Origin of the sequence: Dyella jiangningensis (genome assembly GCF_003264855.1) — a bacterium.
In the GTDB taxonomy this organism is placed as follows: Bacteria; Pseudomonadota; Gammaproteobacteria; order Xanthomonadales; family Rhodanobacteraceae; genus Dyella; species Dyella jiangningensis_C.
In genome coordinates, this window is the sequence record NZ_NFZS01000004.1 from 152250 (window position 1) to 176086 (window position 23837).

Here is a 23837-nt window from a genome sequence, read left to right on the forward strand (position 1 = left end):
AGACGGCCTGTCACAGGGCTTTCCCATGGATGGCTGCCCGATGACGCGGCGATGCCCTCCCGCTCAATGCCAGCCGGCGAGCAGCTCCAGCAGCAACAGGTCGCCCCGCAAGGGACCACGCAATGATTCACGCGTGCGATTGGCCGACATGTACCACCGGTCCAGCGCTTCATCATCCAACTGGCTGACCAGCGGGCCGGTGCTTCGCGTGGCGCGCGCCTTCATCTCGTCCGCTGCCGCCTGGGCGGCGAACCAGAGGCGCTGTTCGGGTTCGTTGTCCAACCATCGACGGGCGACTTCCATTGCCTCGCCGCGACCGGTAGCCAGCGCACCCAGATCCTTGCGGACTTCCTGGCGCCGCGCCAGCGCACCTTCTTCCGCCCAGGCACGTGCCATGCCGGGATTGCCGCCCGCCGCATCGAGCGCGGCCTCGGCATCCTTCACGCCGGCCTGCCGCAGCCAGGCGAGTGCGGTATCGCGAGACGGCAGATGGAATTCGATACGCTGGCAGCGGCTGCGGATGGTCTGCGGGAGTCGCCATGGCGCGTCGGCGACCAGCAGCAACAGCGTCTGCGGCGAAGGTTCCTCCAGCGTCTTGAGCAGCGCGTTCGCCGCCGCCGCATTCATGGCGTCGGCCGGGTCGATGCAGACGATCTGCCAGCCGCCAAACTGGCTGGACATGGCGAGGCGCGCGGACAGCTCGCGGATCTGGTCGACCACGATTTCGCTGCGCTGCACGCCATCCTTGCGCAGGCCAAAACTCAGCACGGCATAGTCGGGATGCGTGCCCGCTTCGAACAGCAGGCAACCGCGGCATTCGCCGCACGGCTCGCCATCATGGGGCTGCTGGCACAACAAGCCTTGCGCAAAGCGATGCATGAAGTCGCGCTTGCCCAGGCCCGCAGGACCACACAGCAACAGCGCGTGCGGCATGGCATCGCGTGCGCGCCGCGCCTGCAGCCGGCTCCAGTGTTCCTCATGCCAGGGCATCACGCTCACGCGGCGGCTCCAAACAGGTGTCGCGTGGCTTCGATGGCGGCATCGAGCACTTCCGCCGGCGTAAGGCTCGCATCGATGATGCGAAACCGCTGGGGCTGCTCGGCGGCTCGCTCGCGATAGGTGGCGCGCACGCGCTCGAAGAAGGCGTCGGCCTCGCTTTCGATGCGGTCGGCCTCGCCGCGTCCCGCGGCACGCGCGCGACCGGTCGCCACGGGCAGGTCGAGCAGCAAGGTGAGATCGGGCGTCAAACCTTCGGTCGCCCATTGTTCGAGCAAGGCGATCCGTTCCTTCGGCACACCACGGCCGCCGCCCTGGTAGGCATAGCTGGCGTCGGTGAAGCGGTCGCAAAGCACCCAGTGCCCCGCGGCGAGCGCGGGCTCGATGCGTTCGCGCACCAGCTGCGCGCGCGAGGCGAACATCAACAACAGCTCAGCCTCCGCGGACATGTCATGGCGTGCTGCGTCGAGCACGATGGCGCGCACGGCTTCGCCCAACGGCGTGCCCCCTGGCTCACGGGTCTGCACCAACGCCACGCCCTGTTCGACGAGATGCTTCTGCAGGCCGGCGAGCAAGGTGCTCTTGCCGGCGCCCTCGCCGCCTTCAAGCGAAATGAATTTGCCGCGTAGGGTCATTGGCAGCGCTTCAACTGGTAGCAGGCCACGTTGCGATTGTGCTCATCCAGTGAAGAGGAGAACACATGCGAACCGTCGCCACGGGAAACGAAATAAAGCTCGGTGCCCTGGGCCGGATGCAGCGCCGCTTCGATGGCCGGCTTGCCCGGCATGGCGATTGGCGTCGGCGGCAGCCCCTGGCGCGTATACGTATTGTACGGCGTGTCGGTGGTGAGGTCCGACTTGTGGATGTTGCCGGCGTAGCTCTCGCCCATGCCGTAGATCACCGTGGGATCGGTCTGCAGCAGCATGTGGTTCTGCAGGCGACGCACGAACACACCGGCGATGCGTGGGCGCTCGTCGGCGCGACCGGTTTCCTTCTCCACGATGGAAGCGAGGATCAGCGCATCGTATGGCGTCGCCAGCGGCACCTGCTTGTCGCGCTGGGCCCACAGCGTATCGAGCATCTTCGCCATGGCCGCGTGGGCACGACGCAAAATGTCCAGGTCGGTGTCACCTTTCACGTAGGCGTAGGTCTCGGGCAGGAAGCGCCCCTCCGGCATCTCGCCAGGCGCGCCGATCTTCGCCATCAGCTGGGCATCATCCAGCGTGGCGCCGTCCTGCCGCAGCTTGTCGGCCTTGGCCAGGGCTTGGCGCAAATCGCGGAAGGTCCAGCCGTCGACGATGGTGAAGTTGCGCTGCAGCACCTTGCCCGCGGCCATGTTGAGCAGCAGGTCGCGCGGCGTCATGCCGGCGGTCAGTGCGTATTCGCCCGCGTGCAGGCGGCCTGCCACGCGCAGCTGCTCGGCCAGCACGCGCCAGTACAACGGACCCGTCGTGGTGACATGCTGCTCGCGCAGCAGGCCGACGACATCGCGCAGGTTGCTGCCCTTGCCTACGTCGATGCTGGTCGCTTGCGCGGAAACGGCCAACGGGGTTCGCGCGAAGCGCTGGTAGTCGATCCAGCCGTAGGCCACGGCGCCCGCCACGGCCAACAGCACCAGCACGGCGAGCGCACGCCAGAACGCCCGCCCATGCATCTTCACTCGGTTCATGCCTGCTCCATCGGGAAACCCAGTCCGCACCAGTGCCGCTGCATGGCGCGGGTAACCGGGCCGGGACCATACACCGTATCGCCCACGGCCTGAACGGGCAGGATGCCTCGGACGCCGGAAGTGAGGAAGACCTCACGGGCATGTTGCAGCTGGTCCGGGCGCAGGGTGGTCACCTGCGCATCCGGGCGAGCGGACAGCACCTCGGCGCGGGCCACGCCCGCCACGCCACAACGTTCGACGGACGGCGTGACCAGCGTGCCATCGATCACCGCGAACAGGTTGGCCATGGTGGCCGAAATGACGTTGCCATCGAGATCGAGCAGCAGCCCTTCGGGAATGGCGGCTTCGCTCCACTCCGCTCGTGCGAGCACCTGTTCCAGGCGATTGAGGTGCTTCATGCCGGCGAGCAACGGCTGCAGTCCGAGACGCGTTTCGCACCAGCGCACGCGGATACCCTGCAGATAGGAGTCGCCATGCATCGCGGGTGCCTCGAACGCCGCCACGATGCGCGTGGGCTGCGGCGATGCTGGTGGCGCGTAACCGCGTGGCCCCACGCCACGCGTCAGCGTGATGCGCACCACGGCATGATCCCATCCGGCCGATACCGCCGCGGCCTCGCGCAAGCATTGTTCGGCGTCTGGTGCAGGTATTCCCAGACGTCGGCAGCCATCCTGCAGGCGCTGCTGGTGTCGCGCCCATAACGGAGCCAGGCCGTGCACGAAGCGAATGGTTTCGAACAGGCCATCACCGTAGGCTACACCACGGTCGGCGACGGAAAGGGTATCGGCCGGCGCACCATTGACGAGGACGCGCACGGCAGCCATCAGCCCTGCACTCCCAGGGCACGCAGCAGCCCGCGCGCCTTCGCACGCGTTTCGTCCAGTTCCTTGTCCGCCACCGAATCGGCGACGATGCCGGCGCCCGCGCGCAAGGTGACCTGGCAGCCGGACAGCGTGAACGTGCGAATGAGGATATTGAGGTCCAGATCGCCATTGCGATCGAGGTAGCCGAGCGCGCCGGTATAGGCGCCTCGCGGTGCGTCCTCCAGCGCGGCGATGATCTCCATGCAACGCACCTTCGGACAGCCGGTGATGGTGCCGCCTGGAAACGTCGCGGCGATCACCTGCCCCGGCGTCACATCCGCACGCAGCCGACCACGCACGTTGGAAACGATGTGATGCACGTGCGCGTAGCTTTCCACCACCATCAGCTCGTTCACCTCGACGGTACCCGGCACGCAGACGCGTCCCAGGTCGTTGCGCTCGAGATCGATAAGCATCACGTGCTCGGCGCGCTCCTTGGGATGCGTGCTGAGTTCGAGGATGCGCGCTCCTTCGTCATCGTCGGGCGTCCGTGGACGCGTACCGGCGATGGGACGGGTTTGCGCGAGCCCGTTGCGTACTTCCACCAGCCGCTCCGGCGAGGAACTGACCACGGCCCACCCCTGTTGCTGCAGCAGACCGGCAAAAGGCGCGGGATTGGCCTGTCTCAACGCGGCATACAACGAAGCGGCGGCGGGCGGCGTTGCATAGTGCGCGTGCCACGCGCGGGAAAGGTTCACCTGGAAAATGTCGCCGGCATGCAGGTGTTCATGGATGCGATCGACGCCGCGGAGAAAGAGCGACGGCGCGTCCTCGCCGCAGGCATCGGGGGCGCCGAGCGCCGCCGGCAAGGCGTCGACCGCGAGGTCCGCCTCCATCGCGTCGAGCCATGCCTCGTGACCAGCTTCGGCAATGAGTACCGTGCGATGACGCTCATGATCGACCACGATCGCCGCGGGGCAACGCACGGCCAAGGCCACCGGAATGTCGTCGGGCATGCGCAGGCGCAAACGTGGCTCGATATCGCCGGCAAGCTCGTAGGCGAGCAGCAACAACCATCCGCCATGGAACGGGAGCTCGTCCGCATCGCCTCGCGGCAACCGCTCCGCTCTCCACGCGTCATCGAGCGCATCGAGGAAACGCCCCGGGCGTTCATGACCCTTGCCGTCGCGCAGCCGCCCGTCCGCGCACAGCGTCAGGCTTTCCTGCGGAAAGGCGAAGAGGATGTCGTAGCGCGCCTGCGCCGAACCCTGCGTCACGCTCTGCAGCAGGCCGGGATAGCGCTCCGGAAATGCAGCGGCCGGCGCGAGGAGATCGCGCCGGCCGTGCAAGGTACGCTTGTGGAACGTGGTCACGCCGCTCAAACGCGACGGAATGCCAGCGTGCCGTTGGTGCCACCGAAGCCGAACGAGTTGGAGATGGCCACGTCGAGCTTGGCTTCACGCGCGGTATGCGCCACGAAGTCGAGGTCGCAGCCTTCGCTGGGCTCGTCCAGGTTGATGGTGGGCGGCAGCACCTGGTCGCGCAGCGCCAGGATGGTGAAGATGGCTTCCACGCCACCGGCCGCACCGAGCAGGTGACCGGTCACCGACTTGGTCGAGCTCATCGCCAGCTTGTAGGCGTGATCGCCGAATACGCGCTTGGCGGCCAGCACTTCACCCAGGTCACCCAGCGGCGTCGAGGTGCCGTGCGCGTTGATGTACTGCACCTCGGCCGGATTGAGCTTGGCGTCCTTCAACGCGCTTTCCATGCAGCGCGCCGCACCTTCGCCACCCTCGCTGGGCGCGGTGATATGGAAGGCATCGCCGCTCATGCCGAAGCCCACGAGCTCGGCGTAGATCTTCGCGCCGCGCGCCTTGGCGTGTTCGTACTCTTCGAGCACCATCACGCCGGCGCCTTCGGACAGCACGAAGCCGTCGCGGTCCTTGTCCCACGGACGGCTGGCCTTGGTCGGCTCGTCGTTGCGGGTGGACATGGCCTTGGCCGAGCAGAAGCCCGCCATCGCCGTGCCAGTAGTGGCGAATTCGGCGCCGCCGGCGATCATCACGTCGGCATCGCCGTACTGGATCATGCGCGCGGCCAGGCCGATGTTGTGGGTGCCGGTGGTGCACGCGGTCACGCACGCGATGTTCGGGCCCTTCAGGCCGTACATGATCGAGAGGTGACCCGACACCATGTTGATGATCGACGAGGGCACGAAGAACGGAGACACGCGACGCGGCCCCTTGTCGTGCAGCTCGATCGAGGTGTGTTCGATGGTGTGCAGGCCGCCGATGCCGGCCGCCACGGCCACGCCGATGCGCGGCGCGTTCTGTTCCGTCACTTCCAGGCCGGAATCGCGCAGGGCTTGCGTGCCTGCGGCGATGCCGTAATGGATGAACGGATCCATTTTCTTGATTTCTTTGGGGGCGATCCATTGCGCAGGATCGAAATCACGTACCTGACCGGCAATGCGCGTGGCATAGGCGGTGGCGTCGAAATGGGTAACCTCGCCAATGCCGCTCACGCCCTTGAGGATGTTGTCCCAGGCGCTGGCGATATCGTTGCCCACCGGCGAAATGATGCCGAGGCCGGTTACAACCACACGTCGTTTGCTCATACTGATCTTCCCTCGAGTTTCCGTGGTGCCATCGCTTCGGATGGCCTTTCCGCGCTATCGCGGCCACGTCATCCGGGCCCTTCGGTGCGCGGCGCACACCATACGGGATCGGACGTTGCAAATTGCAGAAACGAAAACTGCGCCAATGTGGCGCAGCTTCCGATATCGCCGGTGGTCGGGCGCATGCTCAGATGCGCCGGCCACAACGGAGCGATCACTCCTTGGTGTGGGCCTTGATGTAGTCAACGGCCTGCTGCACCGTGGTGATCTTCTCGGCCTCTTCGTCCGGAATCTCGGTCTCGAACTCTTCCTCGAGAGCCATCACCAGCTCAACGGTGTCCAGCGAATCAGCGCCCAGATCGTCCACGAACGAAGCGTTCGCCGTGACTTCATCTTCCTTCACGCCCAACTGCTCGACGACGATTTTCTTGACGCGCTCTTCGATGGTGCTCATGTTGCCAATACCTCCCAAGGAGTAGTTACCTGTCACACCGGCCTCAGGGCCGGCATATGGCCGGCGGATTGTAGTGGCTAAGCCTCATGGCTGCCATGGTCCGCCAGCGGTGGTTAAACGCAGGCCACGGGACCGGCGCGAAAGAAGCAATTGTCGCCTAAAACGAATCCGCTTGCGACAACTCCTTGTTAAGCCGGCCCGTGCCGGCGCGCCCGGCACCCCTCCAGCAAGCTGGAGCGGCATCCGGCCGTTTCAAACAATGCAGGGTGCGGCGGGGGTTGCCGCCGATTCCTCATGCCTTATGGCATGTACATGCCGCCGTTGACGTGCAGCGTCTCACCGGTGATGTAAGACGCCGCCGGAGAGGCCAGGAAGGCCACCGCCTTCGCGATGTCGCTGGCTTCGCCGAGGCGGCCAAGCGCGATCTGGCCGAGCAGCGCCGTCTTGGATTCCTCGGGCAGCGCACGGGTCATGTCGGTGTCGATGAAGCCCGGGGCCACCACGTTGACGGTGATGCCACGCGAACCGATTTCCCGCGCCAGCGACTTGGAGAACGCGATGATGCCGGCCTTCGCCGCGGCGTAGTTGGCCTGGCCCGGATTGCCGGTGAGGCCGATCACCGAGGCGATGGAAATGATGCGACCCTTGCGTGCCTTCATCATGCCGCGCATGACCGCCTTGGAAGCGCGATAGACCGAGGTGAGATTGGTATCGAGAATGGCCTGCCAGTCCTCGTCGCGCATGCGCATCAGCAATTGGTCGCGCGTGATGCCGGCGTTGTTCACCAGGATCGACACGGCACCGAATTCCTTGGTGATGTCGTCGATCAACTTTTCGACGGCGCCCTCGCCCGTAACGTTGAGGACGCGGCCGTGGCCGCCGTTTGGCGCCAGCCGGTCGCCGATCGCGGCCGCGCCGCTTTCGCTGGTGGCGGTGCCGATGACGGTCGCGCCAAGCGATGCCAGTTCATCGGCAATGGCGGCACCGATGCCGCGGCTGGCGCCGGTGACGAGGGCGATCTCACCTTGCAGTGTCTTGCTCATCTGTCAGTTCCCTTTGGGTGGCCGGACGTCGATACGTCCAACGCATGATGTCTGTAAAGCGGCTCAGGCCCACTCGGTACGCGCGGCATCGATGTCCGCAGGCGCCCCGATGGCGCGCGCCTCGACGCTCTTGTCGATGCGCTTGATGAGACCGGCGAGCACCTTGCCCGGGCCCGCCTCGGCCATGCGCGTGGCGCCACCGGCCACCAGCGCCTGCACGCATTCGGTCCAGCGCACCGGCAGGTACAGCTGGCGCTGCAATGCGCCACGGATATCTTCGAGCGTGCCGTAGCTGCGCGCTTCGGCATTCTGGATCACGGGAATCGACGGCAGCTGCCACGAGATCGACGCCATGCGCTCGCCCAGTCGATCGGACGCATCACGCATCAGCGCGCAATGCGAAGGCACGGATACGGCCAGCTTGATCGCCTTCTTCACGCCCTGCTCGGCCAGCTTGGCGAGCGCGCGATCCACGGCTTCGGCGCTGCCGGCGATGACGAGCTGGCCCGGCGAATTGAAGTTCGCCGGCGACACCACCTGGCCCTGCGCCACTTCGTCACACACGGCCGCGATCTGCGCGTCATCACCACCGAGGATGGCGGCCATCGCACCCACGCCCGGCGGAACCGCCGCCTGCATCAGGCGGCCGCGCTCGGCCACCAATGCGGCCGCGTCATTCAGCGACAAGGCTCCGGCGCATACCAGCGCGCTGTACTCGCCCAGGCTGTGACCCGAGAGCTGCGCGGGCTGCACGCCGCCAAGCTTCTGCCATACGCGCCACACGGCCACGCTGGCCGCCAGCAAGGCCGGCTGGGTGTTTTCGGTACGGTTGAGGTCCTCTTCCGGCCCCTGCTGGCTCAGCACCCAAAGGTCGACGCCAGCGCCTTGCGAGGCTTCGTCGAACGTGGCCTTCACTTCCGGATGGGCGGCGGCCAGTTCGGCCAGCATGCCCACGGACTGGGAGCCCTGCCCCGGGAAAACGAATGCGAGCGTAGCGGCGGTCTGGGTCATGGAGCGCGAATCTTCCGAATCGAAAAACGGAATGGTGCCAGTATTGGCCGCCATACGCAGCTGTATTCGCACGGAAATGGGCGCTTGGCCTGTTTCCTGCCCCGGCGCTTTCGCATGTTTTTCCGTCAATGGCTGACATCTGGAGCACGGTGCAGTCGCTTTCCGGTTGAGGAGCCTTTTGCCTCGACGCCGTCAACGGAAGGCTGCCGCACGGAAATGGCGGCAAAAAAATGCCGCCCCGTGGGCGGCATTTTCAGTGCGGCAACGGTCAAGCTCAGTAACGCAGCAGCGCCGAAGCCCAGGTAAAACCACCGCCGAAAGCTTCGAGCAGCAGATTCTGGCCGCGCTGCACCTTGCCCGAACGCACGGCGTAGTCCAGCGCCAGCGGCACCGAGCCCGAGGAGGTGTTGGCGTGCTCCTGCACGGTGACGACGACCTGCTCCATCGGCATGTCCAGGCGCTTGGCCGTGGCTTCGATGATGCGAAGGTTGGCCTGGTGCGGGATCAGCCAGTCGATCTGCGAAGCTTCCATGCCGGCGGCCTGCAGCGTTTCGTCCACCAGCGAATCCAACGTCTTCACCGCGACCTTGAACACTTCGCGGCCGGACATGTTGATGCGCACGCCGTGGTTCAGCTCGTCGTCCTTGAAGCCCACGGACACGCCCACCGGGTTGTACAGCAGGTGCTTGAAACCGCCGTCGGCATGCAACAGAGTGGCGTAGATGCCGGGTTCTTCAGAGGCCTCCAGCACCACGGCGCCGGCGCCGTCACCGAACAGCACGCAGGTTTCGCGCTCGTTCCAGTCGATCATGCGGGTCAGCGTTTCGGCGCCGATCACCAGCACTTTCTTGGACTGGCCACTGCGAATGAACTTGTCGGCAATGCCCAGCGCGTAGACGAAGCCCGAGCAGGCCGCGTTGACGTCAAATGCGGCGCAGCCGTTGGCCCCCAGGCGATGCTGAACGAGGCAGGCGGTGGACGGGAAAATGATGTCGGGCGTGGTGGTGCCCAGCACGATCAGGTCGAGCTCGGACGCCTTGACGCCGGCCGCCTCGAGGGCGCGCTGCGCAGCCTCGGTGGCGAGGTCACCGGTGGTCTGGCCATCGGCGGCGATGTGGCGGCGCTGGATGCCGGTGCGGGTGCGAATCCATTCGTCACTGGTTTCGACGATCTTCTCGAGATCGGCATTGGTCACCACTCGCTCGGGCAGCGCGCTGCCGGTGCCGGTGATGCGGGCATAGATCTGGGCCATTAACTTTCCATACGTCGGAGGGCGACAGAGGGACGGCACGCGATGCTGCGGCCTCCATCAACCCGTCAACGTTACGTGGGTGATCGCATAAACGCAAAGCGGCGCGAAATCGCGCCGCCATGCGGAACCGTATCCCTTGCGGGAACGATCAATCCTCTTCGACCACCGCCGTGTTGGTGTCGATGACCTTCTTGCCGCGGTAGTAGCCATCCTTGGTGACGTGATGGCGCAGGTGCACTTCGCCACTGGTCGGATCGGTGGCCAGTTGCACGGACTTCAGCGCATCGTGCGAACGACGCATGCCGCGGGTGGACGGGGTCTTGCGGCTCTTGGCAACGGCCATGGCGAGTCTCCAGCTAAATCAACGTTTCTTGAGTTCGCGCAAAACCGCGAACGGGTTATCGGAACGCCCTTCACCAGAGGAGGCTTCCTCCGGCCCGGGGCCTACTACTTCTTCGGGCAATTGGCTGTCCGGATTGACCGGGACCAGCGGCAGTGCCAACAACAATTCATCTTCGATCACGTCCGCCAGGTTCAGCTTGCCGTCGCCGGCGACGAGCAGCGGCTCGAAGCCCGGCGGCAGCGCCGATTCCTCACGTTCCGAACGGATCAACCCAAGCTGGCTGTCCACCGTCACCGGCAGCACGAAAGGCTCCAGGGTGCGTTGGCAGGTCAGCGTGAGCGGGGCCTGGACGCGAACGGCGAGGTACGCCGTACCGAACTCGTCACGACCAAAATCCAGCTCGTATTGCGCTGTTCCTTCCGTACCGGCCAAGGCCTCGCCCAGTCGCGGCAAGGCGGCAATGGGCAGTACCCCTTGGAACGAACGCCGCGCCGAGACCATGCGCCAAGCGTCCACGGACTCTGGCAGTGTCACGGACATAGACATGAAATCTTAGGATTACAACACGTTGAAGTCAACGGGTAACGGCCGCCTGGCGACCGCAAACGGGCATTTTGCCTGAATTCGCCCGGTGCGGCAGACTGCGGGCACTTCTTCACTACGAGTCGGCCGATTCCGTGAACCTCAATCTGATACTCGGCCTGGCGGCACTGGTGGTGCTGGCCGCGGCCCTGATCGGTGTGGCGCTGGTTTATCGGCGCAGGGCCGAACGCCGGGCCGGCAGCCTGCATCGCCTGCTGGAGCTGGCCGACCGCCTGGAATCGGACCTGCGGACCTGCCGCACCGGCCTGCAGCAGGCTCACGCGGTGATGTCGGTCAACCCTGATCTCCCCGCCAGCAGCGAGCAAGAGGCCCGCCACGCCGTGGACGCTGGCTTGCGCTCCCTGCTGCAGCAACGCATCTGGATCCGCGACCAGGCACCGCGCGCCAGCCAGCAGCAGCTGGACGAGGCCGTCGCAGCCATGAACGATACGCGCGACAAGTTGCGCCCTCTCCTGACGGCGCTGGATCGCGCTCAGCACGACCTCGACAGCGCCATGCGCGAGCACCTGCGGCGGGAACACGACGCATGACCTCGCCAACCCTGGTGCTGGGCTCCACCTCGCGCTATCGCGCCGAGCTGCTGAGCCGGCTCTACCCGACTTTCGAGCAGCGATCCCCCGGCACCGATGAAGCCGCCCTACACGGTGAAACGCCCCATGATCGCGCACTGCGCCTGGCCATTGCCAAGGCCCATGCAGCAGCCGAAGGCCTCGAAGACGCCTTGGTGATCGGCTCCGACCAGGTTGCCGAGCTGGAGGGCCTGGTGCTGGACAAGCCCGGAACCGTTGAACGGGCTCGCGCGCAGCTGGCCGCCAGCTCAGGCCGCGAAGTGCATTTCCACACGGCGCTGTGCCTGCATGACACGCGCAGTGGCCGCGACCTGATCCATGTCGACCACACGCGCGTGCATTTTCGCAGCCTGGATGCGGGCGAGATCGCTCGCTATGTCGAACGGGAGCAGCCACTGGACTGCGCCGGCAGCTTCAAGTGCGAAGGCCTGGGCATCAGCCTGTTCGAGCGCATCGACAACGAGGATCCCAGCGCCCTGATCGGCCTGCCGCTCATTGCCCTGGCTCGTTTGCTGCGCGAGTCGGGCATGGCGCTGCCTTGAGCGGTCACTTCGCCGCGTCGGCTGTGCGGGCGAATTGCCATAGCGGACACCGATCGTCCATCACGGCATCGCCCGGTACGCCGGAGGGGACCCGTCCCGCATAAAAGGCCACGCGTCGGCGGCCTTCGTAGAGATCCAGGCGAAGCAACGACTCCGGTTCCTCGATGCGCCCGCAAAGCGTGCGTAGCCAATCCGCGCGTTCGTGCACGCGCAGCGCCTTCTCATCGAGCACGAGCAGCATCGGGGCGCCTCCATGCAAGCGCCGCAACGCGGTTTCGTCGCGCTGCCAGATGGCCAGTTGCGGGGCACGCCCGTGCTTCAGGTTGAGCGGACTGTCCAGCACATAGACCGGCACGTGGCCGCCAAGCTGGAAATCGATTTCGGCAGCCAGCATGAAGTTGTCCGCCACCAGCACGGCGGGATGCCGTGCCAGCAGCTGGCGAGCCGCAGCACCACTTTCCGTCCATCCCACGAAACGCGCAGGAAAAACCTTGAGATGGGCCAGCACGCTGGCGCCCCGTTCCCCGGTCGCGGCCAAACCCAGATAGGCCAACCCGCTCAGTTGTCCCGCCAAGGCGAGGCCGAGGGCCGCGGCGATCCAGCCCCGGCGACAGGGCGCGTGTTCCCGCAACAGCACCGGCAGCACCGCGAGCAAGGGCAGATAGCCGGGCAACGGCCAGTGCGCGCGAAAACGCAGGTCATCGGCAAACAGGCCCAGAGCGAAATAGAGAACGATGAAGCTGGCGGAGACGATGCCGACGACGTCCCACGGCGCGCCTTCATGACGGCGCTTCCAGCAACGCCAAGCGGTCCACAACAACAGCGCATAGAGCAGCGGCGTGCAGGCGATCGCCTGTTCGACCGGCTGTACCAGCGCATCGGCGTGGAATCGCCACGGATTGCGTTCGGCCACCTGGAACGCCACGCCGGCGCCGCCCTGCTGCCAATTGGAAATCACCAGGGGAACAAGCCCCAATGCAGCCACGCCCATGGCGAGCCAGAGGCCGGTCCGCCGCCATTGTTGTCGCCCGCGTGGCGTGATCGACAACAGCAGCAAGCCGGCAAGCATCGGCATCGCAGCGCGATAGTGGGCCAGCCAGCACACACCGAGCGCGAAGCCCAGCCAGCACCAGCCGCGAAGGCGATCGCGCTGCATTGCGCGCAGCAGCGCCCACAGGGCCACGGTGATGGCGACGGTGAGGGGAACGTCGGGTACCGCCATCACGCCCAGGCTGCCGGCAAGTGGCAAGACCAGGCACAACGCTCCGGCCTGCCAGCCGGTCTTTTCATCGAATTGCCCGCGCGCCAGGGCACGCACCAGCCAGGGCAAGGCACTGCCGATCAGCAGGAACGGCCAGCGCAGGCCAAGCAGCCCGTGGCCGCACACGATTTCCCCCAAGCGGATGAGCCATGCAGTCAAAGGCGGCAGATCGCTGTAGCCCCACGCGAGGTGCCGACTCTCCTGCCAATAGAACGCTTCGTCACCGAACGGCGACAGCGTCGCGGCAAGCATGAGCTTGAGCAGGAACAGCGTCACGAAACCGGCCAGGAACACGGCTCGCCAGCGCGCGACGCCCACGGCTACACTGCCGACGTCACGCATGCTTCTTGCCCTGCACTGCCCTTCCCCACTGCCAGAACCCCATGTCCGCCATCACTCCGCTGCACGATGAAACGCTGCACGCCCGACTCGAAGCCGCGATGGCCCAGGTCAATCGCGTACTGCTGGGCAAGCCGCGCCAGGTCAAGCTCGCCTTCACCTGCCTGATCGCGGGTGGCCATCTGCTGCTGGAGGACGTACCCGGCGTGGGCAAGACCACGCTGGCGCATGCGCTCGCTGCGAGCTTCGCGCTGGAGTTCCAGCGCGTGCAGTTCACCAGCGACCTGCTGCCGTCGGACATTATCGGGGTAAGCGTCTACGAGCGCGAAACGGCGCAGTTTCGTTTTCATCCGGGACCGATCTTCACCGGCCTGCTGCTGGCCGACGAAATCAACCGCGCCACGCCAAAGACGCAGAGTGCGCTGCTGGAAGCGATGGCGGAGGCGCAGGTCACCGTGGACGGCCAAACGCATGCGCTGCCGCAGCCGTTCTTCGTGGTGGCCACGCAGAATCCACTCGATCTCGCCGGCACGTTCCCGCTGCCCGATTCGCAGCTCGACCGCTTCATGCTGCGTGTTTCGCTCGATTACCCCGATGCCACGGCCGAACGCGCACTGCTCACCGGCAGCGATCGGCGTGACCTGCTCGCGCAGCTCTCTCCGCAGCTGGACAACGCAGGCCTCACCGAACTCGCTCGCCATGCTCAGGCCATCACCGCGAGCGGCGCCCTGCTCGATTATCTGCAGGCCCTGCTCGCCGCCAGCCGGCGACATGCCGACATCCGCGTGGGCCTGTCGCCGCGCGCGGGCCTCGCATTGCTCGGCGCCGCACGCGCATGGGCGATGCTGAGCGGTCGCTCGCATGTGTTGCCAGAGGACATCCAGGCCTTGTTCGTTCCCTTGGCCGCGCATCGCCTGGTCACGACGCGCGGCGCCAGCGGAGAAAGCCTGGCGCGTGCGCTGCTGGCCGACGTCGCGGTGGATTGATGCCGGCGGCATTCCGTCGCCTTCAGGCCTGGGCCGAGCGGCGCCTGCCCGCGCTCACCCGCTACAAGCGGCCCGAAAGCCTGCCCATCACGCTGCATCGCCGGCGTGTCTATATCGTGCCGACCGCTTTCGGTACAGCGTTCACCCTCTTGTTGCTGGTGATGCTGCTGGGCGCACTCAACTACTCCAACAATGCGGCGCTGCTGCTCACCTGCATGCTGGGTTCGGCATGCGCCACGAGCATGCTGGTGGCGTTCCGCAGCCTCCATGGCCTGCGCCTGAGCGCCATTCGGCAGGGACAGGCCATCGCGAGCGAGTCCATGGTGATCCAGCTGGTTTTCGCCGCTGACGATCATGCCCACGCTTCCGTGCATGCCGATATGGACGGCCAAACGGAAACGTTCATGGCACCCGCACGCACGGAAACCTGGCTGACGCTGAATCTCGCCACCTCGCAGCGGGGCTGGCAACCGTTGCCGCGCATCAAGCTGTGGAGCAACTGGCCGGTGGGCTTGTTCCACGCATGGAGCTGGATCCATCCCGATCACGCCGTGCTGGTATGGCCGCGCCCCGAGCCCGCCGGACCACCGCCGGTGCTGCAGGGCGAATACGACCTGCGCCGCCGTCTTCACCAGGGCGAGGACATCGCGGCCTTGCGCGATTACCGCGCCGGCGATCCGCAACGCCATATCGCGTGGAAGCACAGCGCTCGTCACGAGCACCTGCTGGTGAAGGATTTCGAGCAGCCGGAAGCCCGTGAGGAATGGCGACTGGACTGGCGTGCACTGTCGCCACTGTCGCCTGAAGCACGCATCGCGCGATTGGCGCGATGGCTGGGCGAGGCCGAAGCGGTCGGCAGGCCGACTGCGCTATGGCTTCCTGGCGAGGACATCGCCCTCGGCCACGGACGCAGCCACTACGTGCATTGCATGAACGCGCTGGCGCGATTGCCATGAGGCGCATCGCATGGTTTCGCCGCAGCGCCAAGGTGCCGCTCGAGGCGCGCCCGTTCGACCTGCTGTGCCTCACCGTCGCCGTGGTGCTCGCGGTGCACGCGCCGCACATGCCGATATGGCTGGCCGCCGCCCTCGCCGGCACGCTGGGAGCCCGCTGGTGGCAGCGTCGCCGGCGCGGCGGTCGCGCGCCGGCACTGCTGAAGCTGCCGCTGGTCGCGCTGCTTTCCGGCGTGGTGATCTTCTACTACGGCAGCCTGTTCGGGCGCGAGCCCGGCGCCGCGTTGGCCGTCGGCCTGCTTGTCCTGAAATTGCTGGAATCGGAAACGGCGCGCGACGCGCGGGTCGGCGCCGCCTTCTCCTGCTTCGCGCTGATGAGCGCGCTGCTGTTCGACCAGGGCATGGTCGCGACGGTACTGGTGGCGCTGGGCCTGCTGCCGGCGCTGGCCACGCTGCGCGCGCTCGAACCGACCCATGCGGCGGTCCCGCTTCCACGCGAACTGTTGCCCGCACTTGGATTGCTGGCTGCCTCGCTCCCGCTGGCGCTGCTGGCCTTCGTGCTGGTGCCGCGCCTGAGCTCCCCGCTGTGGGGCACGCCCAATCCGGGACAAGCGCGAACCGGCCTCAGCGAGGACATGTCGCCCGGCGATTTCACCGATCTCCTCACCGACGACCGGCCGGCCATGCGGGTGAGCTTCGACGCCGCTCCGCCGCCGACATCGCAGCGCTACTTCCGCGCGTACGTCATGTGGAATTACGACGGACGCCGCTGGAGCCACATCGGCACCGGCGGCACACCCGGCGAGGTCGAGCACCAGAGCCCGTTGACGCGCTACACCATCACCCTGGAGGCCAGCGGCCAGCGCGTGCTGCCCGCGCTGGATGTACCTGTCGAAGCACCGGAGCAGGCGCTGCTCAGCTTCGATTACGAGGTGCTGTCCGCGCGGCCCGTGAACGACACGCGGACCTATACGCTGCGCTCCGCCTCGTCCTATCGCCTGGAACCGCGTCTCGACGATCGCGAGCGCCGACGCGGACTGCGGCTTCCCGCCGGCTTCAACCCGCAGACGCAGGCGCTCGCGCAACGCTGGCGCGCCGAGTTCGGCAGCAACGACAAGGCAATCGTGCAGGCGGCGCTGAAGCTGTTCCACGATGGAGGCTTCAGTTACACGCTCGCGCCCGCGCCGCTGGGCAGGGATGCGGTCGACGACTTCCTGTTCTCCACCCACGAAGGCTTCTGCGAACACTATTCCTCCGCGTTCACCGTGCTGATGCGCGCGGCCGGCATTCCCGCACGCGTGGTCACGGGTTATCAGGGCGGTTACTGGAATGAACTGGGCAATTACCTGCTGGTGCGCCAGTCGGATGCGCACGCATGGAGCGAAGTCTGGCTACCGGGCCAAGGCTGGCGACGCGTCGACCCCACGGCGGCGGTGCGGCCCGAGCGCGTCAGGCTTGGCGCCGCCGCGGCGGCGACCGGCGAGGCGACAGGCTGGTCGCCCAGTCAATGGTGGCTCGGACTGCGCAACCGCTGGGACGTCGTCAACCGCTGGTGGAACCAAGGCGTTATCGGCTTTGACACACTGCGACAGCATGGATTGCTGACGCCGTTCGGCCTGCGCGACGCCGACCCGGGCATGTTGGGGTTGCTGCTGGCCATCGGTGGTTCGTTGTTCGCGGCGCTGGGACTTGCGTGGGCGATGTGGAAGCGCCCCGCGAACGACCCGGCACGCGCATCGATGCAGTTGTTGGAGCGGCGGTTGGCTTCGCTGGGCGTGGTACGCCGCCACAGCGAAGGACCGCAGCACTTCTTCATCCGCGCGGCTCGGGCCCTCCCCACCCATCGCGCGGAATTGGAGCGCTTGATGAGGACGTATCTGGAATTGCGTTACGCCTACGACGAGCCGCCCGCGGAACTGCTGAAGAACTTTCGACAGGCCGCACGGGACTTTCGACCGCGTCGCATGGTCAAATGATATTGAACCGCGGGCGCGCCGCGCCTGCTACACGATGGAGAAAGCGTCATGTCCATGTACAAGCCGTTGATTCTCGCGACTGCCATCGGCACGCTGGCCGCCTGCGCAACGGTGCCGCAGCCACTGCAAGGCACGTTCACCGAGATCACGTCGGTCGGCGCCCAGCAGGGCGGCGGTGGTGAAGTGCAGGTGCGCTGGGGCGGCCAGATCATCGAAACCCGGCCCGGTCCCAACGAAACCTGCTTCTTCATCCTGCAGCGCCCGCTGGACGACCAGGCGCGCCCGAAGGCCGCCAGCAGCAGCAACAGTGATACGCAAGGCCGCTTCGTCGCGTGCCGCGCAGGCTTCTACGATCCGGAAGTGTTCACCCGCGATCGCGACATCACCGTCACCGGCGTATTGCACGGCACCATGCAGGAGAAGGTGGGCGAGTACAACTACGCCTACCCGCGCGTGGACGCCAACGTGGTTTACCTGTGGCCGGAGCGCGTGATGGTGAATTACGGCCCCGGCTGGTACGACCCGTTCTGGGGCCCGTACTGGGGTCCGTGGGGGCCGTATGGCTGGGGCGGCTATGGCTACTGGGGTGGCTACTACCCGACGCGCGTGATCGTGCGGCCGGTGCCTCGTCCCATGCCACCACCGCCGCATCACTGATCCACATGAAAACGCCGGCTTCGCGCCGGCGTTTTTTTTCTCGCATCAACGGACGCGCGACGCGCATCCGTCGATCCCGAAGGATCAACCCGGTGGCCAATGCATCTGGCGGCCGCCGAGCAGATGCACGTGCAGATGGAACACCGTCTGCCCGCCGTGTTCATTGCAGTTGATCACCGTGCGATACCCCTGCTCGGCCAGGCCTTCGCGGCGCGCATAGGCGGCGGTGGCGAGCAGCAGCTTGCCCAGCAGCTCGGAGTCGCTGGTGGTCGCCGCATCCAGCGTGGCGATCGCCCGCTTCGGCACGAACAGCACATGCACCGGCGCCTGCGGGTTGAGGTCGCGGAAGGCGAGCACGTCGTCGTCTTCATAGACGATGTCCGCGGGAATTTCGCGACGGATGATCTTGCCGAAGATGGTGTCGCCCATGTCAGGACTCCTTTCGTTCAAAGACGCAGCAGCATGCCGTGCGCGCCAGGCGCCACCAGCTTGAAGCCGAACTTTTCGTAGAGCTCGTGCGCGGTGCCGTCGGCGATCAGGCCGACCATGGTGCGCTTGGGTGCGCGCGCGTGCACCTCGTCCATCAGTGCTTGCATGATGCGCCGGCCCCACCCCTGTCCCTGCCTGGCTGGCGCCACGGCGATATCGACCACCCACAGGAACAGGCCACCGTCGCCGACCACGCGTCCCATGCCGATCAGTTCGCCGTTGTCGCGCACGCACACCGCGCACCAGCTCGCGGGCAAGCCAAGCGCCGCGCCTTCTTCGCTCATCACGCTGAGGCCTGCCGCCGTGCGCAACGCGCGGTATTCGTGGTTGCCGGGAATCTCGCGCGAAAGTTGCGGTTCCATGCGCCCTCTCAGTCCAGCGACTGACGGCTGCCGAAGGCATGGGCCAGCGTGCCGCGGTCCACGTACTCCAGCTCACCGCCCAGCGGCACGCCATGCGCCAGCCGCGTAGGCCTCACGTTGCCGGCGCGGGCGAGCTGCGCCAGGTAATGCGCGGTTGCCTCGCCTTCCACGGTGGGATTGGTGGCGATGATCATTTCCTCGATTTCGCCCTCGGCGAGCCGGTCGGCCAGCAGGTCCAGGCCCAGCTCCTGCGGGCCCAGGCCATCCAGTGGCGACAGGCGGCCCAGCAGCACGAAGTACTGTCCGCGATAGCCGGTGGCCTGCTCGATCGCGGCAAGTTCGGTCGGCGACTCCACCACGCACAGCACCTGCCGGTCACGGCTGCTGCTGGCGCACAGCGTGCACACCGGCGTCTCGCTGAAGTTGCGGCAGCGCGAGCAATTGCCGATATCGCGCATCGCCTGCCCCAACACCTGCGACAGGCGCAGGCCACGCTCGCGATCGCGCTCCAGCAGATGGAAGGCCATGCGCTGCGCGCTCTTGCCTCCCACGCCAGGAAGGCAACGCAGGGCTTCGATGAGGTCGGTGAGGAGTTTGCTCATGAATCGAACATTCGACCCTGTAGGAGCGCACCCAGTGCGCGATCAACCTGCGGACAGTGGCGTTGGCGCTCGCCTGTGTTGACGACGCCGTACAACCCAGGCTCCGCGGTCGCGCACTGGGTGCGCTCCTACGGGAGGCAGGTTTAGAACGGCATCTTGAAGCCGGGCGGCAGGCTCATGCCGGCGGTCACACCGCCGAGCTTGTTCTTGCTGACCTCGGCGACCTTGTTCACGGCGTCGTTGATCGCCGCGGCCACCAGGTCTTCGGCCATTTCCGGGTCGTCCGCAAACAGCTTGCGGTCGATCTGCACGCGGCGCACTTCGTGCGCGCCGGTCATCAGCACGGTCACCAGGCCACCACCGGCGCTGCCGGTTACTTCGAGCTTGGCGATCTCTTCCTGCGCACGCTTCATTTCCTCCTGCATGCGCTGGGCCTGCTGCATCAGCTGACCGATCTGTCCTCTCATGGCGTTACTCCGCTATTGCTTTCAGTTTTCGTAGGGCTTGATCGACTGGGGCACCACGCGCGCGCCGAATTCGCGCTTGAGGGACTGCACCAGTGGATCCTCATCGATGGCCTGTTCCGCGGCCGACTGGGCCGCTTCGCGGGCGCTGGCGGCTCGTGCCGCCGGTGTTTCCACCGACGCAGCACGCTCCTCGGTGAAGCGCAGCTTGACGCGCTCGCCCAGGGCCTGGCTGATGCGTTCCTCCATCTGGCTCACCATGGGTTCCACGGCCAGATGCATGTGCGCCGGCTGCAGGGCGAGGATCAGGGTGGGGCCGTCGCGGCCACGCAACGCCGCGTTCTGCGCCAGCTGACCCAACGGGCCTCGCAGGTTCGCCTGTTCGATCAGGCTGTCCCAGTGCGGCAGGCCGGACGCGTCACGCGCCACCGGCTCGCGCGGTGCCACGGGCGCAGCAACGACTGGCGGCGCGGCGCGAGGGGTTTCGGCCACACTGGCGACGTGCATCCGTTCGTTTGCCACAGGCGCCGCGGAGCGGGAAGGCGCCGGTGCCGGCGCGCGCTGCGCACCCGTGCCTGACGGCCGCTCGACCGGCGTACCGCCGTCATCGGCGGGACGGAACGCGAGCATGCGCAGCAGCGCCATTTCGAAGCCGGTACGCGCATCGGGCGCCAGCGACAAATCGCGGCGACCGGTCGTGGCGATCTGGTAATAGAGCTGCACGTCCTCGGGAGCGAACTGCTGGGCCAGCACGGCGAGCGCACTGTCATCGCCCTCGTCATCAGGGCGATAACGCGGTACCAGCTGGATCAGCTGGAGGCGATGCAGCACGCTGGCGAGGTCGTCCAGCACGCCGCCGAAATCCGGCGAGAACGAGGCGATGCGCGTGCATTCGGCCATCAGCGTCTCACCGTTGCCTTCCGCCAGCGCCTGCAGCACGCCCATCACCTGGCCACGCGCCACGCTGCCGAGCATCGCGCGCACGTCGTCCGCGCGCAGCGAACCGCCACCGTAGGCAATGGCCTGGTCCAGCAGCGACAGGCCGTCGCGCAGCGAACCGTCGGCGCCGCGTGCCAGCTCGGCGATCGCCGCGTCCTCGTAGGGAATGTTTTCCGCGCCCAGGATGTGGCGCATCTGGCCCGAGATCTGCTCGGGCAGCAGGCGCTTGAGATTGAACTTGAGGCAGCGCGACAGCACCGTCACCGGCAGCTTTTGCGGATCGGTGGTGGCGAGCAGGAATTTCACGTGCGGCGGCGGCTCCTCCAGCGTCTTCAACAAGGCGTTGAAGGCAGGCTTGGAGAGCATGTGCACCTCGTCGACGAGGTACACCTTGAAGCGGCCGCGGGCGGGCGCGTACTGCGCGTTCTCGATCACTTCGCGCACGTCGTCCACGCCGGTGTTGCTGGCCGCGTCGATCTCGAGCAGGTCCACGAAGCGGCCGGCGTCGACCGCGGTGCAGACCGCGCACTCGCCGCAGGGATCGGCCGATTCACCGCGTTCGCAGTTCAGCGACTTGGCGAAGATGCGCGCGATGGTGGTCTTGCCCACGCCGCGCGTGCCGGTAAACAGGTAGGCGTGGTGCATGCGCCCGGTGTCGAGCGCGTTGGTAAGCGCGCGCACGACGTGTTCCTGCCCGACCAGTTCAGCGAACTTGCGGGGGCGCCATTTGCGTGCGAGGACCTGATAGGACATTCGAGGCCTGATCTTGGGGCAAGAACCGATTGTGCCAAGTCACCGCGGGCAAGTCAGTAACGATCGCCTCAGGTCCGGGCCGGTGCCGAAAAGGCGGCGGCCCTGCCAGCCACACCCCGGCACCCGAATCATTCGCTACCGTTGCTCCCTTCCGGGCCTGGCGGAGTTTACGAACTATCGTCGCGGGGGGACCGACAGGGCCACCATAGACGTGGACAAGGTATTCCCTAGTCCCGATGTTCGCGCCGATGCTGGATCGTCGCGCTTTTGAAACTGGCGGAGAGGGCGGGATTCGAACCCGCGATACGGGGATAAGCCGTATACACACTTTCCAGGCGTGCTCCTTCAACCACTCGGACACCTCTCCGCACGCAAAACTCTTACTGCGACCATCCGCGACGGGCGGGATGGTTCGGCCCTTCCTGGGCCTCACCCCTCGCTCACGCTCGGGGCCAACCTCCGGTTGTCCAAATTCGTTCCAGACGAATTTGTCGAACCCTAAGCGATACGGGGATAAGCCGTATACACACTTTCCAGGCATGCTCCTTCAACCACTCGGACACCTCTCCGCAATGGTGAAACCTGCCTGCAGGGCACTCGGGCCCGGCAAAGAGGCGAAAGGATACTGGCACGGCGCCATTCGTACAAGATAGCCAGGGCGCGTCTCAGCCCGCCGGTTGCGGTACATCGCGCAGGAATACCGGCAGATCCGTGGCCGGCGGCTTGGCCGGCACCTGGTAGAACATGTCGGCCACGAAGCCGCGGTGATACGTGGCGTGGTTGACCACGTGCAGGATGATGTCCTCTCGACTCATGCGCCCTTCCCCGCCGCCAATGAACCGGAAGTGCACGATTTCCACCGCTCGCTCGGGCGTCAGGCTTTCCGCATAGTCGAGGTACCAGGCGTTCATGGCTTGCTGGCGTTGCCACAGGTCATCGAACGGCAACGGTTCGGGCGTGTTGCGACTGGTGTAGCCGTGGGCACGACCCTGCAGGTGTGCCTGGAAGATGTCATCGACCACCCAGCTGTGGCTGAGCGTGCGCAGCATGTTGCCGAAGATGGTGGCGCGCGGCGCGGTGGCCGCACCTTCCGGCAAGGCGGCCACGGCGGCGTAGGTCAGGCGATCCGCCCAGGCCCGGTAACGGAGCAGCTTCTGCAGCTGACTGGACGACATGGCTGCCTCCGAATCGATGAATCAGCCGGCGTCGGGGCGCAGTGGCGCCGGCGCGGGCAATGCGATGCGTTCACCCGCGCGCGCAATCGCATAGCCGCGCGATTGCAGCGCGGCGCCATCCGCCTCGCTGCCGTAGTGATAGAGGCGCAGCCGCTCGCGCACCGATGCCGGATACTCCCGCTCGATGTCGTCGATGCCCGTGTGCGACGGGTTGCCGACCAAGCCGCAATCGTGGGCAATCACTTCGCCGCCGTCAGCCACGCGTGCCAGCGCCTCGGGAATCGGCCGCGTATCGCCGGTGTAGGCGAAGCTGCCGGCCAGCGCCACGCCATACGACGTGCCAGCCATGTGATGCCGCGTGCCGAACACATCGAACCACCGCCCCTCCAGCCAGAAGCCGCGCGTGCATGGCACCAGGTGGAAAGCCTCCCAGAAATTCGCGCCGCCCTCGGCCAGCACGCTCGGATAGTCGGCGACCCGCCCCTGCAACCAGGTCATCAGGCCCGCGTGGATGAACACGCGTGTACGACCGCGCCACTGCTCGTCGAACCAGAGCCGGAAGAACAGCCGTTCCATGCCGCCCACATGGTCCATGTGCGTATGCGTGATGTAGAGCGCACGCGGCGGCTCGCCATAGGCGGCGAGATACCGGTCCAGCGTGTCGGGGCCGCAGTCGATCAGCAGCACGGGAGCGCCATCGCGTTCGAGCACCACGGACGACGAGCCCAGCTCCACCGCGTGCGCGGCGCCGACGCCAAGAAAATGCAGAGTCCAATTCATGCGCAGAGAGCCTGACTATGGTCTCCTCGTGGCCCGCGCCAGGATCGGTTTACGTGCAGGGCAAGGAAGAGTGAAGGAGTGTATGTCAATACACGACTGAGCGATGACGCCGGCCTGGGCGCAAAACGACCCGGCCCGATGGGTTGTCGGGTGGTCGCCAAGCGAGCACCCGACGACAACGAGGACTGCCAGGAAACCA

General features: G+C 66.4%; 26 protein-coding genes, 1 tRNA gene and 1 other RNA gene. 6 read left to right on the forward strand and 22 right to left on the reverse strand.

The window, feature by feature from the left end; genetic code table 11:
- Positions 1–63 precede the first annotated feature (63 nt).
- The 12 genes from holB to CA260_RS13350 all read right to left on the reverse strand — a co-directional run bounded on the left by holB (position 64) and on the right by CA260_RS13350 (position 10689).
- On the reverse strand, positions 64–999 hold the full coding sequence (gene holB / locus CA260_RS13295; RefSeq protein ID WP_111983563.1) for a DNA polymerase III subunit delta': 936 nt from the start codon (positions 997–999) through the stop codon (positions 64–66).
- A complete protein-coding gene (gene tmk, locus CA260_RS13300) occupies positions 996–1631 on the reverse strand; it encodes a dTMP kinase (protein ID WP_111983564.1) in 636 nt (211 codons plus the stop codon). The genes holB and tmk overlap by 4 nt, the downstream gene beginning before the upstream one ends.
- Positions 1628–2665: an endolytic transglycosylase MltG gene (gene mltG / locus CA260_RS13305; protein WP_111983565.1), complete on the reverse strand. Its 1038-nt coding sequence runs from the start codon at positions 2663–2665 to the stop codon at positions 1628–1630. Before mltG ends, tmk begins: the two co-directional genes overlap by 4 nt.
- Positions 2662–3489, reverse strand: a complete 828-nt coding sequence (pabC, locus tag CA260_RS13310) for an aminodeoxychorismate lyase (RefSeq protein WP_111983566.1) — start codon at positions 3487–3489, stop codon at positions 2662–2664. Before pabC ends, mltG begins: the two co-directional genes overlap by 4 nt.
- The gene (locus tag CA260_RS13315; RefSeq protein ID WP_111984380.1) at positions 3489–4841 is read right to left on the reverse strand and encodes an aminodeoxychorismate synthase component I; all 1353 of its coding nucleotides are present in this window, start codon (positions 4839–4841) and stop codon (positions 3489–3491) included. The genes pabC and CA260_RS13315 overlap by 1 nt, the downstream gene beginning before the upstream one ends.
- Before the next feature lie 5 nt (positions 4842–4846).
- The gene (fabF, locus tag CA260_RS13320) at positions 4847–6085 is read right to left on the reverse strand and encodes a beta-ketoacyl-ACP synthase II (RefSeq protein ID WP_111983567.1); all 1239 of its coding nucleotides are present in this window, start codon (positions 6083–6085) and stop codon (positions 4847–4849) included.
- 214 nt (positions 6086–6299) lie between these two features.
- Positions 6300–6539: an acyl carrier protein gene (gene acpP, locus CA260_RS13325; RefSeq protein ID WP_038616856.1), complete on the reverse strand. Its 240-nt coding sequence runs from the start codon at positions 6537–6539 to the stop codon at positions 6300–6302.
- 299 nt (positions 6540–6838) lie between these two features.
- Entirely contained in the window at positions 6839–7582 is a 744-nt protein-coding gene (gene fabG / locus CA260_RS13330; protein WP_111983568.1) for a 3-oxoacyl-ACP reductase FabG, read from the reverse strand.
- A 63-nt stretch (positions 7583–7645) separates the two neighbouring features.
- A complete protein-coding gene (gene fabD, locus CA260_RS13335; RefSeq protein WP_111984381.1) occupies positions 7646–8593 on the reverse strand; it encodes an ACP S-malonyltransferase in 948 nt (315 codons plus the stop codon).
- A 274-nt stretch (positions 8594–8867) separates the two neighbouring features.
- Positions 8868–9845 carry a beta-ketoacyl-ACP synthase III gene (locus CA260_RS13340; protein ID WP_111983569.1) on the reverse strand — a complete coding sequence of 326 codons (978 nt, stop codon included), beginning with the start codon at positions 9843–9845 and terminating at the stop codon, positions 8868–8870.
- Between the two features lie 148 nt (positions 9846–9993).
- Entirely contained in the window at positions 9994–10188 is a 195-nt protein-coding gene (rpmF, locus tag CA260_RS13345) for a 50S ribosomal protein L32 (RefSeq protein ID WP_038616846.1), read from the reverse strand.
- An 18-nt stretch (positions 10189–10206) separates the two neighbouring features.
- Positions 10207–10689 (reverse strand): YceD family protein, encoded by a 483-nt coding sequence (locus tag CA260_RS13350; RefSeq protein ID WP_111983570.1) that lies wholly within the window; start codon positions 10687–10689, stop codon positions 10207–10209.
- 176 nt (positions 10690–10865) lie between these two features.
- Here CA260_RS13350 and CA260_RS13355 point away from each other — a divergent pair, with 176 nt between their 5' ends.
- Positions 10866–11321 carry a hypothetical protein gene (locus CA260_RS13355; protein ID WP_111983571.1) on the forward strand — a complete coding sequence of 152 codons (456 nt, stop codon included), beginning with the start codon at positions 10866–10868 and terminating at the stop codon, positions 11319–11321.
- The gene (locus CA260_RS13360; protein WP_111983572.1) at positions 11318–11902 is read left to right on the forward strand and encodes a Maf family protein; all 585 of its coding nucleotides are present in this window, start codon (positions 11318–11320) and stop codon (positions 11900–11902) included. Before CA260_RS13355 ends, CA260_RS13360 begins: the two co-directional genes overlap by 4 nt.
- Before the next feature lie 4 nt (positions 11903–11906).
- On the opposite strand, the gene CA260_RS13365 is transcribed toward CA260_RS13360, so the two are convergent.
- On the reverse strand, positions 11907–13505 hold the full coding sequence (locus CA260_RS13365; protein ID WP_111983573.1) for an ArnT family glycosyltransferase: 1599 nt from the start codon (positions 13503–13505) through the stop codon (positions 11907–11909).
- Between the two features lie 41 nt (positions 13506–13546).
- On the opposite strand from CA260_RS13365, the gene CA260_RS13370 reads away from it, so the two are divergent.
- From CA260_RS13370 to CA260_RS13385, 4 genes are read left to right on the forward strand one after another with little or no spacing between them, the layout of a single operon-like run.
- Positions 13547–14488: an AAA family ATPase gene (locus CA260_RS13370; RefSeq protein WP_111983574.1), complete on the forward strand. Its 942-nt coding sequence runs from the start codon at positions 13547–13549 to the stop codon at positions 14486–14488.
- A complete protein-coding gene (locus CA260_RS13375; protein ID WP_111983575.1) occupies positions 14488–15444 on the forward strand; it encodes a DUF58 domain-containing protein in 957 nt (318 codons plus the stop codon). The genes CA260_RS13370 and CA260_RS13375 overlap by 1 nt, the downstream gene beginning before the upstream one ends.
- Positions 15441–17417, forward strand: coding sequence for a transglutaminase TgpA family protein (locus tag CA260_RS13380; RefSeq protein ID WP_111983576.1), 1977 nt, complete (start codon positions 15441–15443; stop codon positions 17415–17417). Before CA260_RS13375 ends, CA260_RS13380 begins: the two co-directional genes overlap by 4 nt.
- A gap of 48 nt (positions 17418–17465) precedes the next feature.
- On the forward strand, positions 17466–18074 hold the full coding sequence (locus CA260_RS13385; protein WP_111983577.1) for a Slp family lipoprotein: 609 nt from the start codon (positions 17466–17468) through the stop codon (positions 18072–18074).
- 84 nt (positions 18075–18158) lie between these two features.
- Here the strand turns inward: CA260_RS13385 and CA260_RS13390 are convergent, their stop codons facing one another.
- The 9 genes from CA260_RS13390 to CA260_RS13430 all read right to left on the reverse strand — a co-directional run bounded on the left by CA260_RS13390 (position 18159) and on the right by CA260_RS13430 (position 23638).
- Positions 18159–18503: a histidine triad nucleotide-binding protein gene (locus tag CA260_RS13390; RefSeq protein WP_111983578.1), complete on the reverse strand. Its 345-nt coding sequence runs from the start codon at positions 18501–18503 to the stop codon at positions 18159–18161.
- Between the two features lie 17 nt (positions 18504–18520).
- On the reverse strand, positions 18521–18925 hold the full coding sequence (locus CA260_RS13395) for a GNAT family N-acetyltransferase (RefSeq protein ID WP_111983579.1): 405 nt from the start codon (positions 18923–18925) through the stop codon (positions 18521–18523).
- Positions 18926–18933: 8 nt separating this feature from the next.
- Positions 18934–19527 carry a recombination mediator RecR gene (gene recR / locus CA260_RS13400; protein ID WP_111983580.1) on the reverse strand — a complete coding sequence of 198 codons (594 nt, stop codon included), beginning with the start codon at positions 19525–19527 and terminating at the stop codon, positions 18934–18936.
- A gap of 143 nt (positions 19528–19670) precedes the next feature.
- Positions 19671–19994 carry a YbaB/EbfC family nucleoid-associated protein gene (locus tag CA260_RS13405; RefSeq protein WP_111983581.1) on the reverse strand — a complete coding sequence of 108 codons (324 nt, stop codon included), beginning with the start codon at positions 19992–19994 and terminating at the stop codon, positions 19671–19673.
- Positions 19995–20015: 21 nt separating this feature from the next.
- Entirely contained in the window at positions 20016–21683 is a 1668-nt protein-coding gene (gene dnaX, locus CA260_RS13410) for a DNA polymerase III subunit gamma/tau (protein ID WP_111983582.1), read from the reverse strand.
- A 100-nt stretch (positions 21684–21783) separates the two neighbouring features.
- An RNA gene (gene ffs / locus CA260_RS13415) (signal recognition particle sRNA small type) lies at positions 21784–21880 on the reverse strand.
- Positions 21881–21957: 77 nt separating this feature from the next.
- A tRNA-Ser gene (locus tag CA260_RS13420) sits at positions 21958–22050 on the reverse strand.
- 298 nt (positions 22051–22348) lie between these two features.
- Positions 22349–22858, reverse strand: coding sequence for a DinB family protein (locus CA260_RS13425; RefSeq protein ID WP_111983583.1), 510 nt, complete (start codon positions 22856–22858; stop codon positions 22349–22351).
- Between the two features lie 21 nt (positions 22859–22879).
- Positions 22880–23638, reverse strand: coding sequence for an MBL fold metallo-hydrolase (locus CA260_RS13430; RefSeq protein ID WP_111983584.1), 759 nt, complete (start codon positions 23636–23638; stop codon positions 22880–22882).
- Between the last annotated feature and the right edge of the window lie 199 nt (positions 23639–23837).

Bases quoted from the DNA above. Each gene is read 5' to 3' on its own strand.
- CA260_RS13350 (WP_111983570.1), bottom strand. From the start codon at position 10,689: ATGGTCTCGGCGCGGCGTTCGTTCCAAGGGGTACTGCCCATTGCCGCC.
- CA260_RS13405 (WP_111983581.1), bottom strand. From the start codon at position 19,994: ATGAGAGGACAGATCGGTCAGCTGATGCAGCAGGCCCAGCGCATGCAG.
- CA260_RS13390 (WP_111983578.1), bottom strand. From the start codon at position 18,503: ATGGGCGACACCATCTTCGGCAAGATCATCCGTCGCGAAATTCCCGCG.
- CA260_RS13340 (WP_111983569.1), bottom strand. From the start codon at position 9,845: ATGGCCCAGATCTATGCCCGCATCACCGGCACCGGCAGCGCGCTGCCC.
- dnaX (WP_111983582.1), bottom strand. From the start codon at position 21,683: ATGTCCTATCAGGTCCTCGCACGCAAATGGCGCCCCCGCAAGTTCGCT.
- CA260_RS13375 (WP_111983575.1), top strand. From the start codon at position 14,488: ATGCCGGCGGCATTCCGTCGCCTTCAGGCCTGGGCCGAGCGGCGCCTG.
- recR (WP_111983580.1), bottom strand. From the start codon at position 19,527: ATGAGCAAACTCCTCACCGACCTCATCGAAGCCCTGCGTTGCCTTCCT.
- pabC (WP_111983566.1), bottom strand. From the start codon at position 3,489: ATGGCTGCCGTGCGCGTCCTCGTCAATGGTGCGCCGGCCGATACCCTT.
- acpP (WP_038616856.1), bottom strand. From the start codon at position 6,539: ATGAGCACCATCGAAGAGCGCGTCAAGAAAATCGTCGTCGAGCAGTTG.
- CA260_RS13380 (WP_111983576.1), top strand. From the start codon at position 15,441: ATGAGGCGCATCGCATGGTTTCGCCGCAGCGCCAAGGTGCCGCTCGAG.
- CA260_RS13430 (WP_111983584.1), bottom strand. From the start codon at position 23,638: ATGAATTGGACTCTGCATTTTCTTGGCGTCGGCGCCGCGCACGCGGTG.
- mltG (WP_111983565.1), bottom strand. From the start codon at position 2,665: ATGAACCGAGTGAAGATGCATGGGCGGGCGTTCTGGCGTGCGCTCGCC.
- CA260_RS13360 (WP_111983572.1), top strand. From the start codon at position 11,318: ATGACCTCGCCAACCCTGGTGCTGGGCTCCACCTCGCGCTATCGCGCC.
- CA260_RS13385 (WP_111983577.1), top strand. From the start codon at position 17,466: ATGTCCATGTACAAGCCGTTGATTCTCGCGACTGCCATCGGCACGCTG.
- fabG (WP_111983568.1), bottom strand. From the start codon at position 7,582: ATGAGCAAGACACTGCAAGGTGAGATCGCCCTCGTCACCGGCGCCAGC.
- CA260_RS13365 (WP_111983573.1), bottom strand. From the start codon at position 13,505: ATGCGTGACGTCGGCAGTGTAGCCGTGGGCGTCGCGCGCTGGCGAGCC.
- fabD (WP_111984381.1), bottom strand. From the start codon at position 8,593: ATGACCCAGACCGCCGCTACGCTCGCATTCGTTTTCCCGGGGCAGGGC.
- rpmF (WP_038616846.1), bottom strand. From the start codon at position 10,188: ATGGCCGTTGCCAAGAGCCGCAAGACCCCGTCCACCCGCGGCATGCGT.
- CA260_RS13370 (WP_111983574.1), top strand. From the start codon at position 13,547: ATGTCCGCCATCACTCCGCTGCACGATGAAACGCTGCACGCCCGACTC.
- tmk (WP_111983564.1), bottom strand. From the start codon at position 1,631: ATGACCCTACGCGGCAAATTCATTTCGCTTGAAGGCGGCGAGGGCGCC.
- CA260_RS13425 (WP_111983583.1), bottom strand. From the start codon at position 22,858: ATGTCGTCCAGTCAGCTGCAGAAGCTGCTCCGTTACCGGGCCTGGGCG.
- CA260_RS13395 (WP_111983579.1), bottom strand. From the start codon at position 18,925: ATGGAACCGCAACTTTCGCGCGAGATTCCCGGCAACCACGAATACCGC.
- fabF (WP_111983567.1), bottom strand. From the start codon at position 6,085: ATGAGCAAACGACGTGTGGTTGTAACCGGCCTCGGCATCATTTCGCCG.